This window comes from Halomonas garicola (genome assembly GCF_055382465.1).
This window is the reverse complement of record NZ_AP043931.1, coordinates 992,869-1,006,200: the sequence shown is the minus strand read 5'-3', so window position 1 is coordinate 1,006,200 and position 13,332 is coordinate 992,869. Positions and strand designations below refer to the sequence as shown.

12 protein-coding genes are annotated in these 13,332 nt (G+C 66.4%); 5 read left to right on the top strand and 7 right to left on the bottom strand.

From position 1 onward, the window contains the following. Positions 1–20: 20 nt before the first annotated feature. Both ACZ46Y_RS05080 and ACZ46Y_RS05075 read right to left on the bottom strand, forming a co-directional pair. A complete protein-coding gene (locus ACZ46Y_RS05080) occupies positions 21–2,618 on the bottom strand; it encodes an ABC transporter permease (RefSeq protein ID WP_311955018.1) in 2,598 nt (865 codons plus the stop codon). Next, positions 2,615–3,343: an ABC transporter ATP-binding protein gene (locus ACZ46Y_RS05075; RefSeq protein ID WP_311955017.1), complete on the bottom strand. Its 729-nt coding sequence runs from the start codon at positions 3,341–3,343 to the stop codon at positions 2,615–2,617. Before ACZ46Y_RS05075 ends, ACZ46Y_RS05080 begins: the two co-directional genes overlap by 4 nt. Here ACZ46Y_RS05075 and ACZ46Y_RS05070 point away from each other — a divergent pair. Further along, positions 3,342–3,998 carry an arylesterase gene (locus ACZ46Y_RS05070; protein ID WP_311955016.1) on the top strand — a complete coding sequence of 219 codons (657 nt, stop codon included), beginning with the start codon at positions 3,342–3,344 and terminating at the stop codon, positions 3,996–3,998. The two genes, ACZ46Y_RS05075 and ACZ46Y_RS05070, sit on opposite strands and share 2 nt — an antisense overlap. Before the next feature lie 17 nt (positions 3,999–4,015). Here the strand turns inward: ACZ46Y_RS05070 and ACZ46Y_RS05065 are convergent, their stop codons facing one another. Beyond that, complete coding sequence (locus ACZ46Y_RS05065) at positions 4,016–4,885, bottom strand: DMT family transporter (protein WP_311955015.1); 870 nt, start codon at positions 4,883–4,885, stop codon at positions 4,016–4,018. A 127-nt stretch (positions 4,886–5,012) separates the two neighbouring features. On the opposite strand from ACZ46Y_RS05065, the gene ACZ46Y_RS05060 reads away from it, so the two are divergent. The 3 genes from ACZ46Y_RS05060 to ettA all read left to right on the top strand — a co-directional run bounded on the left by ACZ46Y_RS05060 (position 5,013) and on the right by ettA (position 8,650). Beyond that, complete coding sequence (locus ACZ46Y_RS05060) at positions 5,013–6,326, top strand: MFS transporter (RefSeq protein WP_311955014.1); 1,314 nt, start codon at positions 5,013–5,015, stop codon at positions 6,324–6,326. Between the two features lie 72 nt (positions 6,327–6,398). Continuing rightward, complete coding sequence (locus ACZ46Y_RS05055; protein WP_311955013.1) at positions 6,399–6,833, top strand: PAS domain S-box protein; 435 nt, start codon at positions 6,399–6,401, stop codon at positions 6,831–6,833. 155 nt (positions 6,834–6,988) lie between these two features. Then, positions 6,989–8,650 carry an energy-dependent translational throttle protein EttA gene (gene ettA, locus ACZ46Y_RS05050; RefSeq protein ID WP_311955012.1) on the top strand — a complete coding sequence of 554 codons (1,662 nt, stop codon included), beginning with the start codon at positions 6,989–6,991 and terminating at the stop codon, positions 8,648–8,650. Positions 8,651–9,158: 508 nt separating this feature from the next. On the opposite strand, the gene ACZ46Y_RS05045 is transcribed toward ettA, so the two are convergent. The 3 genes from ACZ46Y_RS05045 to purD form a co-directional block, all read right to left on the bottom strand. Continuing rightward, positions 9,159–9,500, bottom strand: a complete 342-nt coding sequence (locus ACZ46Y_RS05045) for a histidine triad nucleotide-binding protein (RefSeq protein ID WP_311955011.1) — start codon at positions 9,498–9,500, stop codon at positions 9,159–9,161. Positions 9,501–9,595: 95 nt separating this feature from the next. Continuing rightward, entirely contained in the window at positions 9,596–10,468 is an 873-nt protein-coding gene (locus ACZ46Y_RS05040; protein ID WP_311955010.1) for a phosphoribulokinase, read from the bottom strand. Next, the gene (purD, locus tag ACZ46Y_RS05035; RefSeq protein WP_311955009.1) at positions 10,468–11,778 is read right to left on the bottom strand and encodes a phosphoribosylamine--glycine ligase; all 1,311 of its coding nucleotides are present in this window, start codon (positions 11,776–11,778) and stop codon (positions 10,468–10,470) included. The genes ACZ46Y_RS05040 and purD overlap by 1 nt, the downstream gene beginning before the upstream one ends. A 172-nt stretch (positions 11,779–11,950) precedes the next feature. Here purD and ACZ46Y_RS05030 point away from each other — a divergent pair, with 172 nt between their 5' ends. After that, positions 11,951–12,664 carry a 16S rRNA (uracil(1498)-N(3))-methyltransferase gene (locus ACZ46Y_RS05030; RefSeq protein WP_311955008.1) on the top strand — a complete coding sequence of 238 codons (714 nt, stop codon included), beginning with the start codon at positions 11,951–11,953 and terminating at the stop codon, positions 12,662–12,664. Positions 12,665–12,681: 17 nt separating this feature from the next. On the opposite strand, the gene rloA3 is transcribed toward ACZ46Y_RS05030, so the two are convergent. Beyond that, positions 12,682–13,245 (bottom strand): retropepsin-like aspartic peptidase RloA3, encoded by a 564-nt coding sequence (gene rloA3 / locus ACZ46Y_RS05025; RefSeq protein ID WP_311955007.1) that lies wholly within the window; start codon positions 13,243–13,245, stop codon positions 12,682–12,684. Between the last annotated feature and the right edge of the window lie 87 nt (positions 13,246–13,332).

Genomic DNA, 13,332 nt, shown 5'->3' with positions numbered 1-13,332 from the left:
AACGCGCTCGGCATATAGCCTCACACCTCGCCCAGCAGCCCAAGGCTTGCCGCCGGGGCCTGGCGGCGCAGCCCCCGGGAAAGCGCATGGCCGATCACGCCGATGGCAAGCGCCCCGCCCAGCGGCAACGCCAGCCACACCCAGCCGTGTAGCTGAGGCGGCAGGTCCAGCCAATAGCGGTACAGGTAGACGGTGGCAAGCTCGGCCAGCGCCGCCCCCAGCAGGCCGCTGGCGCCGCCGAGCAGGGCAAACTCCGCCCCCTGAATCCGCGAGATCAGCCGGTTGCCGGCGCCAAACACGCGCAACAGCCCGCTTTCGTGGGCGCGCACCGGCTGGCTGGCGGTAAGCGCGGCGTACAGCACGCTGACGCCGGCGAGCAGCACCAGCGCGAGGATCAGCTCGATGGCGCGAGTTACCTGAAACAGTACCTCGCGCACCTGCCCCAGCAGCGCGTCGACGTTGAGCAGCGACACCCCGGGGAAGCGCTCCGCCAGTCGGTTGGCCAGGCCCTGGTCGTCGTCGGGCAGGTAAAACGCGGTGATGTAGCTGTGGGCGAAGTCCTCGAGCACCCCCGGCGGGAAGATCACGTAGAAATTGGGCGTGAAGCTGTCCCAGCTGAGGCTGCGCAGGTTGGTAATGCGCGCCCTGAGCGTTTCGCTGCCGATGCTGAAGGTCAGGGTATCGCCGAGCCCCAGCCCCAGCCGCCCGGCCAGGCCGTCCTCCATCGAGATCGGCACCGGGGCCTTGGCGGGCACGGCGTCCACCGCGCCCAGCCAGCCCTCGGCGGCGGCGTTCGAGGCCGCGTCGTTCGAGGAAGCGTCTCGCTCGATGCCGGCGTCGGTGAACCACTCGCCGGCCACCACGCGGTTGCCCTCGGGCACTGTGGCTCGCCAGGTCAGGTTCAGCGCCCGGCGCAGGGCGTTGTCGGCCCGGGCCTCGGGCGACAGCGCATCAGCCGGCGGCGCGCCGTTTACCGCGCTGACGCGCCCGCGCACCATGGGGTAGAGCGCGCTTTGGGCTTCGACCACCGGCGCAATGGCCTCGGCGAACGCCTCGCGCTCGCCGGGCTGGATGTTGATGGCGAAGTAGTTGGGCGTGTCATCGGGCAGCTGGGCCTGCCAGGTGGCGAGCAGGTCGCCGCGCACCATTACCATCATCGCCATGGCAAAAAACGTCACGGCGAAGGCGAGAAGCTGCCCAAGCCCCGCCTGGCGCCGCCGGGCGAGCTGCCCGCCGCCCAGCCGCAGTGCCCGGGACCAGGGGCCGCTGCCCGCCAGCCGCACGGCAAAGGCGAGCACCGCTCGAAGCAGCAGCGTAGCGCAGACCCAGAGCACGCCGAGCGCGGCGCTGCCGCCCAGCAGCAGGGCCAGCGCCAGGCCGAAGTCGCCCGAATACAGCCACAGCAGGCCGCCAAACACCGCGGCCGCTACGCCGGCCACCAGCCAGGCCGAGGGCGGCAGCGGGTCAAGCTCCCGGCGCAGCACCTTCAGCGCGCTGACGCGCCGGATGCGCAGCATTACCGGCCCGGCAAAGCCCGCCAGCACGGCAAGCGCGGTCAGCGCCCCGAGAAACAGCGGCGCCATGCCCGGCGCGGGCAGGGTCAGCGGCAAAAAACCGGCCAGCAGCCGCACCAGCAGCGCCTGGCCGACCAGGCCGACAAGGGCGCCCAGCAGCGAGGCCACCAGCGCCAGCCCCAGGAGCTGGCCGGCAAAAATCAGCGTCAGCTGGCGCTGGCTGGCGCCAAAGCAGCGCAGCAGCGCGGCGGTGTCCAGGTGGCGCTCGACGTAGCGCCGGCTGGCCATGGCCACGGCCACCCCGGCCAGCAGCACCGCCGCCAGTCCGGCAATGCCCAGATAGCTTTCCGCCCGGGCAAGGGCGCTGCCCAGCCGCGGGCGGTCGGTGCGCACGTCGCGCACCTGCACGCCCGCTTCGCGCAGCCCTTCAAGCAGCGGCGACAGGCGATCGAGCGCCTCGGCCGGACCGGCGCCGAGCAGCGAGTAGTCGATTCGCGAGCCGGGCTGCTCAAGCCCGGTGGCGGCAAGGTCGGCGGCGTTGATCATCACCCGCGGGTTGAAGCTGCCAAAGCCGCCGGAGGGATTGGCCTCGCGCCGGATAAAGCCGCTGACGCGAAGCTCAGCCTCGCCCACCTGGAGCGTATCGCCCAAGCTCAGACCCAGCAGCGACCTCAGCCGCGGGTCGGCCCAGACGCTGCCCGCCTCGGGCGGGCGCTCGAGGGTTTCGGTGCCGGATCGCTGCTCCACCTGGGAGCTACCGTAGTGCGGCCAGGCGCTATCCACCGCCTTGAGGCTTGCCAGCTGAAAATCTTCGCCCCGGCGCAGCATGGACGCCATCTCGACCTGGCGGCTGAGCGTCAAGCCGGCGTCCTTGAGCTTTTCTACCAGGGAGTCATCGAACGGCTCGGACTGCTCCAGCACCAGGTCGCCGCCCAGAAGCTGCCCGGCCTGGCGCTCGAGCCCGCGCTCCAGGCGATCAAGAAAGAAAGCGATCATGGTGGCGGCAGCCACCGCCAGCACCAGCGCCATGAACAGCGCCCGCACGTCGGCGGCGCGCAGGTCGCGCTTGAGGCCGGTCAACGCCAGCCGCAGGGCAGGCGTCATGGGGTTGCCTCCCGAATGTGGGGCGTGTCGGGGTCAAACGCTTCCAGGCGGCCGTCTTCCAGCCGCAGGCAGCGGCTGCAGCGCCGAGCCAGGGCGTAATCGTGGGTGACCAGCACAAGCGTCGTGCCGGCCTCGCGGTTGAGGGTGAACAGAAGCTCGATCACCGCCGCGCCGGTCTCCGGGTCGAGGTTGCCGGTGGGCTCGTCGGCAAACACCAGCTCGGGCTCGGTAACAAAGGCTCTTGCCAGCGCCACGCGCTGCTGCTCGCCGCCGGAAAGCTGTTTGGGCAGGTGCGCGGTGCGCTCGCCAAGCCCCACCCGAGATAGCCACTCCCGCGCGGCCGCGCTGCGATTCTCCCGGGACGTCAGCTCCAACGGCAGCCGCACGTTCTCCAGCGCGCTCAGGGTCGGCAACAGCTGAAAGTTCTGAAACACAAAGCCCACCCGGCCGGCGCGCAGCGCCGCTCGTGCGTCTTCGTCGAGCGTGCCAAGCGACTGGCCGAACAGCGCAAGCTCGCCGGCGCTCGGGGTATCCAATCCGGCCAAAAGCCCCAGCAGGGTGGACTTGCCCGAGCCGCTTTTGCCCAGAATCGCCACGCTCTCCCCCGCCGCTACCTCCAGGGAAAGCTCGTGTAAGATGGCAAGGGTATCTGCCCCGCTTGCCACGCTTTTGGTCAGGCCGGCGGCATGGATCAACGGCGCGGCAGCAGAAAAGGAGTCCGACATGAAAGTGTGTATCCCCGGAAAAAAGTGGTGGCGAAAGCAGGCAGGCAGCGCAGCGCTTGCGGCCCTTGCCCTGCTCACCGCTATGCCGGCCGCCGCCGATACGCGCCCGACGCTTCTGGTCATGGGCGATAGCCTAAGCGCGGCGCACAACATCGAGCAAGACGCGGGCTGGGTGAACCTGCTGCGCGAGCGGCTGGAAGATAACGCCCAAGTGATCAACGCAAGCATCAGCGGCGAAACCAGCAGCGGCGCCGGCGCGCGCTTCCCCGGGCTCCTGGACAAGCACTCGCCCGAGCTTGTGGTGCTTGAGCTTGGCGGCAACGACGGCCTGCGCGGCCTGCCCCCGGACGAGCTTTACGCCAATCTGGCGCAGATGGTCGAGCAAAGCCAGTCGGCGGATGCCCGAGTGCTGCTGCTGGGCATCGATATCCCGCCCAACTACGGCCGGACCTATCGCCAGGCCTTCACCCATATTTACCCGCGCCTGGCCGCTACCTATCACGTAGCGCTGGTGCCGTTTCTCCTCGACGGCATCGCCCTGGACGAGGCGCTGATGCAGGATGACGGCATTCACCCCACCGCCGAGGCTCAGCCGCGGGTGCTGGACAACGTCTGGCCGGTGCTTGCGCCGCTGCTGAAAGCCGCCGAAGGCTGAGTCGAGATTGAGCCAAATCAGGCTTTCTGGCGCTGCTGAAGCGCCAGGCCGCCGAGAATCAGCGCCAGCCCCACCAGGGTCGATGCCCGGATCGGCTCGCCGACGACAACGTAAAGCAGCAGCAGCGACACCGGCGGCGAGAGGAAAATCAGGTTGGACACCTTCGCCGTGCGCGACACCTTGTGCATGGCCAGCTGCCAGAGGATGAACGCCACGCCCATTTCGAACAGGCCCACGTAGACCCCGGCAGAAACCGCCCGCCAGCCGTGCCACTGAAACCCCGGCCCGGCCAGCATCAGCGCGGTGAGCACCGGCAGGCCGACGCTGAAGTTTTGCCACTGGCCGACCAGCGGCTCGCGCGCATCCCGGGTGTTGAGCAGCCAGTAAAGCGCCCACAGCAGCGTCGACGCCAGGGCGAAAATGACGCCTAGCGGGTCAGCGAAGGCCACGTCGATCACCGCCCCCCGGGTGGCAATGACCCAGACCCCGGCGTAGGCAATCAGCCCGGCGGCCACGTCCGTGCGGGTGAGCCGCTGGCCCAGCAGCGGCACCGCCAGAAACGCCATGGCCAGCGCCCAGGTATAGTTCAGCGCCATGGCTTCCTGGCCCGGCAGGCGATCGTAGGCGGCAAACAGCACCAGATAGTAGGCCACCGGGTTCATCAGCCCGGCCCACAGCGCTGTGCGCCAGCCGCTTCCCAGCGCCCGGCCAAGCTGGCCGCGCTTGGCTACCAGCGCGCCCATCAGCGCCCAGGACACCAGCGCGGCGTACCAGATCAGCGCCAGCGGCGACATGTAGCCAAGCGCCACCTTGAACGCGGTGGCCACGGTGGACCAGAGCGCCACCGCGCCCAGGCCGTAAAGCATTGCCTGACGGTCTTGATTCATGCGCCGGGATCCTTTCATAAAGCAGAGGCAGAAAACGTGACATTATACCGTGGACTGGCCAGACGAACGGGGCTTGATACACTGCCCGCCACGGATTGCCCGCAGCATAACAGCCAAGGAGCCCTTCATGGCCGAGCAGGACATCTCCCAGTCACGCCTTTACGAATGGCTGACCGGCGACGAAGACAGCCGCATGTGTGACGACATTCCCGAGGCCGCCTGCGATGACCAGCCGGCCAACTTTGCCCGCCATCTCTGGGCGTCCCTGGGCAACAAGCTGGCCGACGAGCTCTCCAGCGCCCGGCTGGTGCTGCCCTGGCTCATGGGCCTCATCGGCGCCCCGGTATGGATGGTGGGGCTGTTGGTCCCTATCCGCGAGTCCGGCGCTCTGCTGCCCCAGCTGTTCGTCGCCGGCTTTATCCGCCTGAAACCCCGGCGCAAGTGGGTGTGGGTAGCCGGCGGCGCGCTGCAGGCGACCGCGGCGCTGGCATTGGCGCTGCTGGCTCTTTGGGGCCGCGGCGGCCTGGGCGGCGCGCTGGTGCTTGCCGCGCTGGTGGTGCTTTCGCTTGCCCGGGGGCTTTCTTCTATTGCCACCAAGGACGTCATGGGCAAGACCATCGCCAAGAAACGCCGGGGGACGCTGATGGGCTACAGCGGCAGCGTGGCCGGCGCGGTAACGCTTGCCGCCGGCGGGGTGCTGATGCTGTTCGACGACCGCCCGGGGGAGCTTGCGCTGGCCGCTCTGCTCGGCGTGGCGGCGCTTGGCTGGGCGCTGAACGCGCTGTTCGCGGCGCGTATTGTCGAGCAGCCCGGCGCGGTGGAAGGCGGCGAAAACGCCTGGGACAGCCTCAAGCTGGGGCTTTCGCTGCTCCGGGACGACCGCGCCTTTCTGCACTTCAACCTGTCGCGCACGCTGCTGCTGTCGAGCGCGCTGGCGCTGCCGTATATTGCCCTGTTGGGCCAGCGGCAAAGCGGCGCTGAGCTTGGCGGGCTGGGGCTGCTGGTGGTGATTTCCGGGGTCGCGGCCATGGTGGCAAGCCCGGTGTGGGGCAAGCGCGCCGACGTCTCGAGCCGGCGGGTGATGTGCGAAGCGGCGCTCGGCACCGTTGCCTGCTGCCTGATGGGCGCGGGCCTTGTGTGGCTGCCCGGCGAGTGGACGCATCAGGTGCTGCCCTACGCCGTGGTCTACGGGCTGCTGGTGGTGATTCACCACGGCGTGCGCCTGGGGCGCAAAACCTACGTGGTAGATATGGCCAATCAGGAAAATCGGGCCCTTTACGTGGCGCTTTCCAATACGCTGACGGGTATATTAATGTTGCTGTTTGGCAGCTTGCTCGGCGCCCTTGCCCAGTGGCTTGGCAGCGCTGCACTGCTTGCGGTGTTTGCCGCCGCCGCCCTGGGCGCCTTTTTCAGCGCCCGCACGCTTCCCGAAGTCGAATAGCCGGCAGCGCCCGGCGGGCGACGAGCCCCGCCGGTGAAACATTAAGGACTGAAGCAACAACAGGACATCACTATGACACGATCTCCCTTGATCAGCCCGGCGCTGCTTGAACGCATTGTCGACGCCTCGGAAGACGGCATCGTAGTTGCCGAGCAGGAAGGCGATGAACACATCCTGATTTACGTCAACAAGGGGTTTGAACGCCTGACCGGCTATAGCGCCGATGACATCCTCTATCGCGACTGCCGCTTTCTCCAGGGCGACGACCGCGACCAGGAGGCGCTTGGCACCATTCGCCGAGCACTGAAGCAGGGCCAGCCTTCCCGGGAAGTACTGCGTAATTACCGCAAGGACGGCACCCTATTCTACAACGAGCTGTCGATTACTCCGGTGTTCGACGAGGCCGACAACCTGATGTATTACATCGGCGTGCAAAAGGACGTCACCGACCGCGTCAAGGTCCAGCAGGAGCTGGACGCGCTGAAACGGGCCAACGTCACCCGGTAGCCGCCGGCAGCGCTGGCCTTTCCCCGCGCTCGGCACTATCATCGTGGCCCAACCTGGCTTTCTCCGCGTGGCCCTGAACCGCCCGGCGCGCCCGCCTCGGCGGGCTGCGCGGCGACGGCTACCGCTTTCGTTTACCCAATTAATATCGGATACACATGGCGCAATACGTCTATACCATGAATCGGGTCGGCAAAATCGTGCCGCCCAAAAAGCAAATCCTCAAGGACATCTCGCTGTCGTTTTTCCCCGGCGCCAAAATCGGCGTGCTGGGCCTGAACGGCGCGGGCAAGTCTACGCTGCTGCGCATCATGGCCGGTGTCGACACGGAGTTTGAAGGGGAAGCCCGCCCGATGCCGGGCCTGAACATCGGCTATCTCCCCCAGGAGCCCGAGCTCGACGACGACAAGAACGTCCGCGAGACGGTCGAGGAAGCCCTGGGCGCGATCCAAAAGGCCCAGGAAGAGCTCGACGCCGTGTACATGGCCTACGCCGAGCCCGATGCCGACTTCGACGCGCTGGCCTCCGAGCAGGCGCGGCTGGAAAACGTCATCGAAGCCGCCGACGCGCACAACATCGAGCGCAAGCTCGAAGTCGCCGCCGAGGCGCTGCGCCTGCCGCCCTGGGAAGATATCGTCGGCAACCTCTCCGGCGGCGAGCGCCGCCGGGTGGCACTCTGTCGCCTGCTGCTCTCCAGCCCCGACATGCTGCTGCTCGACGAGCCCACCAACCACCTGGACGCCGAGTCCGTGGCCTGGCTCGAGCGCTTTCTCCACGACTACAGCGGCACCGTGGTCGCCATCACCCACGACCGCTACTTCCTCGACAACGTCGCCGGCTGGATTCTCGAGCTCGACCGCGGCGAAGGCATTCCCTTCGAGGGCAACTACTCCCAGTGGCTTGAGCAGAAGGAAGCTCGCCTGGCCCAGGAATCCAAGCAGGAAGCCTCGCGCCAGAAAGCCATCAAGAAAGAGCTTGAGTGGGTGCGCTCCAACGCCAAGGGCCGCCAGGCCAAGAGCAAGGCGCGCCTGAACCGCTTCGAGGAAATGCAGTCCGGCGAGTTCCAGAAGCGCAACGAGACCAACGAGATCTACATTCCGCCCGGCCCGCGCCTGGGCGACAAGGTCATCGAGTTCCACAACGTCGCCAAGAGCTTCGACGACAAACTGCTCTACGACGACCTGAGCTTTTCCATCCCCCCCGGCGCCATTGTCGGCATTGTTGGCGGCAACGGCGCGGGCAAGTCAACCATGTTCAAGCTGATCACCGGCAAGGAGCAGCCCGACGCCGGCGAAGTCGTGCTCGGCGAGACCGTGGACACCGCCTACGTCGAGCAGCTGCGCGACGACATGGAAAACAAGCAGACGGTATGGGAAGCGGTGTCCGACGGCCAGGACATCCTCAACATCAACGGCTACGAAGTACCGTCCCGGGCCTACGTCGGCCGCTTCAACTTCAAGGGCAACGACCAGCAAAAGCGCCTCGACGAGCTTTCCGGCGGTGAACGCGGCCGGCTGCAGCTGGCTCAGACGCTCAAGCAGGGCGCCAACGTGCTGCTGCTGGATGAGCCGTCAAACGACCTGGACATCGAGACCCTGCGCGCCCTGGAAGAGGCCCTTTTGGCCTTCCCCGGCTGCGCCATGGTGATCTCCCACGACCGCTGGTTCCTCGACCGCATCGCCACGCATATCCTCGCCTTTGAAGGCGACTCCCACGTGGAATTCTTCGACGGCAACTACACCGAATACGAAGAAGATCACAAAAAGCGCGTGGGCAACGACACGCCCAAGCGCATGAAATACAAGCGCATTGACGCGTAAAGGCGATAGGCACTATCAAAAAAGGCGCCATTCGGCGCCTTTTTTGTATCTTGATTCTGCCATTGCTGGCACTCCCCTGTGTCATGGCGAGCGAAGCGTGGCCATCTCGGGTTTCGCTTATAACGCCACCGCACATACGAGATCGCCACGTCGCTACGCTCCTCGCGATGACGGTAGTGGGAGGCGTGCACAAGGCTGTCGTGTCATGGCGAGCGAAGCGTGGCCATCTCGGGTTTCGCTTATAACGCCACCGCACATACGAGATCGCCACGTCGCTACGCTCCTCGCGATGACAGTAGTGGGAGGCGTGCACAAGGCTGTCGTGTCATGGCGAGCGAAGCGTGGCCATCTCGGGTTTTGCTTATAACGCCACCGCACATACGAGATCGCCACGTCGCTACGCTCCTCGCGATGACGGTAGTGGGAAAAGTGCCACCGCAAGTGCCAGATCGCCACGCTTCGCTCGCGATGACTCGTTAGCGAGAATGGCGCCTTTCCACGGTATCGCCTACCCCGCCGGCCAGGTGAATTCGCGGCCGCCGAGCAGGTGCATGTGGATGTGGTAGACCGTCTGGCCGCCGGCCTTGTTGCAGTTCATTACCACCCGGTAGCCGTCTTCGGCAAAGCCGTTTTGCTTGGCTAGCTTCGCCGCGACGTACTGCAAACGACCGACGGTTTCCAGATCGCTCTCGTTCATGTCGTTGAGCGTGGCGATGTGCTTTTTGGGGATGATCAGCACGTGGGTCGGCGCCTGAGGATTGATATCGTTGAACGCCAGCACGTGCTCATCTTCATAAACGATGTCGGCGGGGACTTCGCGCTCGACCATCTTGCAGAACAAACATTCCATCAATACCCCTCCTTGCATTCAACAGTGGCGCGGGCGAGCCGCGCACGGCTGCGCTTACGGTAGCGTTTTTGCCCGGCAGTTGCCATCGGCCGCGGCTAGTAAAAGCGTCGCTCGGCCAGCAGCTGGCGCAAAAGCGGCCCCAGAATCAGCTCCATGGCTAGCGCCAGCCGCGCTCCGGGGACCACCAGGGTATGCGGCCGGGTCATGAAAGAGTCGTTGATCATGGCCAGCAGCCAGGGAAAATCCACCCGGGAATGGTCGCGAAAACGGATGACGATGAACGACTCGCCGTCGGTAGGAATATCCTGCACCTCAAAGGGATTCGAGGTGTCCACCACGGGCACGCGATGCAGGTTGATGTGCGTGCGGGAAAACTGCGGCTGGATGCAGCGCACGTAGTCGCCCATGCGCCCAAGGATGGTGTCGATCACCGCTTCCTGGGAATAGCCGCGCATCCGGGTATCGCGATCGATTTTTTGAATCCACTCAAGATTCATCGCCGGGGCCACGCCGATCAGCAGATCCACGTGCCGGGCAATATCGTAGTCCTCGGTGACCAGCCCGCCGTGCAGCCCTTCGTAAAATAGTAGGTCAGTGCTGCTGGGCAGCGGCCGCCACTCGGTGAAGGTGCCAACCCGGTAGCCCGCCTCGATTTTCTGTTTGTCTTCGGCATGAATATAGTGGCGATATTCGCCGCTGCCGTGCTCGCCGTACTCCATGAACAGCGCTTCAAGGCGGTCCAGAAGGTTGGCGCCCGGCGAAAAGTGGGACAGCTTTTCGTAGCGCTCGGGTTCGGCGCAGTACATGCGGTGCAGGTCGTCGCGGGTATAGCGGTGAAAGGCGTCGCCGTCGACCATGGCGGCGTGGACGTCTTCCCGCTGAAACATGCGCTCGAAGCTGCGCCGCACCGTGGTAGTGCCGGCCCCGGAGGAGCCGGTGACGGCGATGATGGGAAATTCGCGTGACATCAGCTACCCCGCGCCTGGGCCCGAGTGGCTTCCCGCGCGAGGGCGCGGTGGGCAATGTCGCGGCGATATTCCGCGCCCTCCCAGCGCACGCAGTCCACGCCCCGGTAGACGGCCTCCCGGGCTTCGAGCACGCTGTCGCCCAGGGCGGTCACGCAGAGAACGCGCCCGCCGGCGGTGACCGTACTGCCGTCGGCAGCACTTGCGGTACCGGCCTGAAATACCTTGCAGCCGCTTTGCTCGGCAGCGTCGATACCGCTGATGGCATGGCCCTTTTCATAGCTGCCCGGGTAGCCGCCGGCGGCCATGACCACGCCCACCGCCGCTCGGCTGTCCCAGCAACACCGGTGCCCGGCAAGCTCGCCGTTGGCCCCGGCCAGGCACAGCTCGGCGAAGTCCGAGGTCAGTCGCAGCATGATCGGCTGGGTTTCGGGGTCGCCGAAGCGGCAGTTGTATTCGATGACTTTCGGATTGCCCGCGGCGTCGATCATCAGCCCGGCATAAAGAAAGCCGCTATAGGGCGTGCCTTCTTCCGCCATGCCGCGCACCGTGGGCTCGATGACTTGGCTCATGATGCGCGCGTCCACCTCCGGGGTTACCACCGGCGCCGGCGAATAGGCGCCCATGCCGCCGGTGTTGGGGCCGGTGTCGCCGTCATAGGCGCGCTTGTGATCCTGGCTGGTAGCCATGGGCACGACGCTATCGCCGTCGACCAAAACGATATAGCTGGCCTCTTCGCCCTCGAGAAACTCCTCGACTACCACCTGGGCGCCGGCAGCGCCGAAGGCGTTGGCTTCCAGCATGTCGCGAATGGCCGCCTCGGCTTCGCTTTCGGTCGCCGCGACCACCACGCCCTTGCCCGCCGCCAGGCCGTCGGCCTTGATGACGATGGGCGCGCCGACCTTGCTCACGTAGTCAAGCGCCGGGGCGACGTCGGTAAAGGTCTGATAGGCCGCGGAAGGGATGGCGTGGCGGGCGAGAAAATCCTTGGAGAACGCCTTGGAGCCTTCCAGTTGAGCCGCCGCCCGGGTGGGGCCAAAAATCGTCAGGCCGGCGGCCTGAAAGCGGTCGACCACGCCCTCTACCAGCGGCGCTTCGGGCCCGACCACGGTCAGCCCGACCTGCCTTTTTTCGGCCAGCGCCACCAGGGCGTCAATGTCGGTGGCGGCCACGTCGACGTTGACAAGCTTGGGCTCGCCGGCGGTGCCGGCGTTACCCGGCGCCACCAGCACCTGCTCGACCATTGGCGACTGGGCCATCTTCCACGCCAGCGCGTGTTCGCGGCCACCGCCGCCTATGAGTAATACTTCCATGCTATCCCTTTTGAGCTTCGTTCAGCCGTTACCGCGTTCGCCACGCGCGCTACTCGGGCGTATTATGCCACAGCCCGGAGCACGGCCGGGCAGGTCGCGCCGGCGTTTTTACCGGCGGGCCTCGGCCACCCGAAGTGCCGCCGTGCTTCACACGCCACCAGCCAGACACGCCATGAACCTGATTTTACTCAGCCCCGACGATATTACCGCCGACGGCGGCGCCACGATCCGCGATCCGCGCCGCCTGCGCCACCTGCGCGAGGTGCACCGGGCAGCACCCGGCCAGCGCTTGACCGTGGGCGTTGCCGGCGGCGCCATGGGTACGGCCGAGCTCACCGCGCTTGACGCTGACCGGGCCACCTTTGCCCTGGCGCCGCTGGAGGAAGCCCCGCCGCCGGCGCTGCCCGTGCACCTGGTGCTGGCCCTGCCGCGCCCGCGCATGCTGGCGCGCACCCTTGAGCACGTGACGGCGCTCGGAGTGAAAGAGATCACCCTGCTGCACACCCGGCGCGTGGAGAAAAGCTACTGGCAGTCGCCGGAGCTTGACCCCGACAAGATCCGCCAGCACCTGGTGCTGGGGCTCGAGCAGGCCCGGGATACGGTGATGCCGGCGGTGACGCGGCAGCGCGGCTTTCGGCCCTTTGCCGAAGACGTGCTGCCCGAACTGCTGACGCACCGTCGCGGGCTGGTCGCGCATCCGGGCATGGCCCGGCCCTGTCCCCGGGGGCTAACCGAGCCGGTCGCGCTGGTGGTCGGGCCCGAGGGCGGTTTTATCGACTGGGAAATCGAGCGGCTGCTCGCCGCCGGCTGCGAGGGCATGCACCTGGGACCGCGCATTCTGCGCGTGGAAACCGCCGTCACTGCCCTGCTGGCGCGGCTGTTCTAAGCCTGCCTGCGCCGGGGCTAGTCGTCGTCCCTGTCTTCTTCGGGCTCGTGCTCGACGAACTCGGCATCCTCACCGCATGCGGGATCCTGGATAAACGTCTTGCTCACGTCCAGATGCCCCAGATGGCCGATGGTGCGACGCCCGAGCAGCACCGGGTAGAACATTTCGCCGCGGTCGCGCAGGCTGAACTGCTCTTCATAGACGGTATCGCCCACGCACAGATTGAGCAGCACCACCGGGCGCTCGTCCCGGCCGCCGGCGCCGCGCACGGTCAGGGAGCGGTAAAGCGGGCGCTCGACCTCTTCGCTCGCGGTCTCACCGCTGTCTTCGTCTTCCATCTCAAAGCGAAAACGCACCCAGTCCTCGTCGTCCTTGGTAAAGGTTTCAATGTCCCGGGCGTCAATGGACGACGTCAGCGCGCCGCTGTCGAGCTTGGCCTTGACCTTGATGTCCCAGGGCTTGAGCTCGGCTTTTTCCACCCAGCCGAACACCTGGGTCGAATCGTCGGCAAGGGCTGCGCCCGCGCTCAGCAGCCACCCGGCGGCAAGGCCGGCAGCCACTCGCTTTACTGATGGTGTCATACGCTATTCTCCGTTAGCCGATTGGCATGGGTATTCAAAGGCCGAGACGCCGGGCACCCCGGGGTATTTCGTGATTGCGGTATGGGT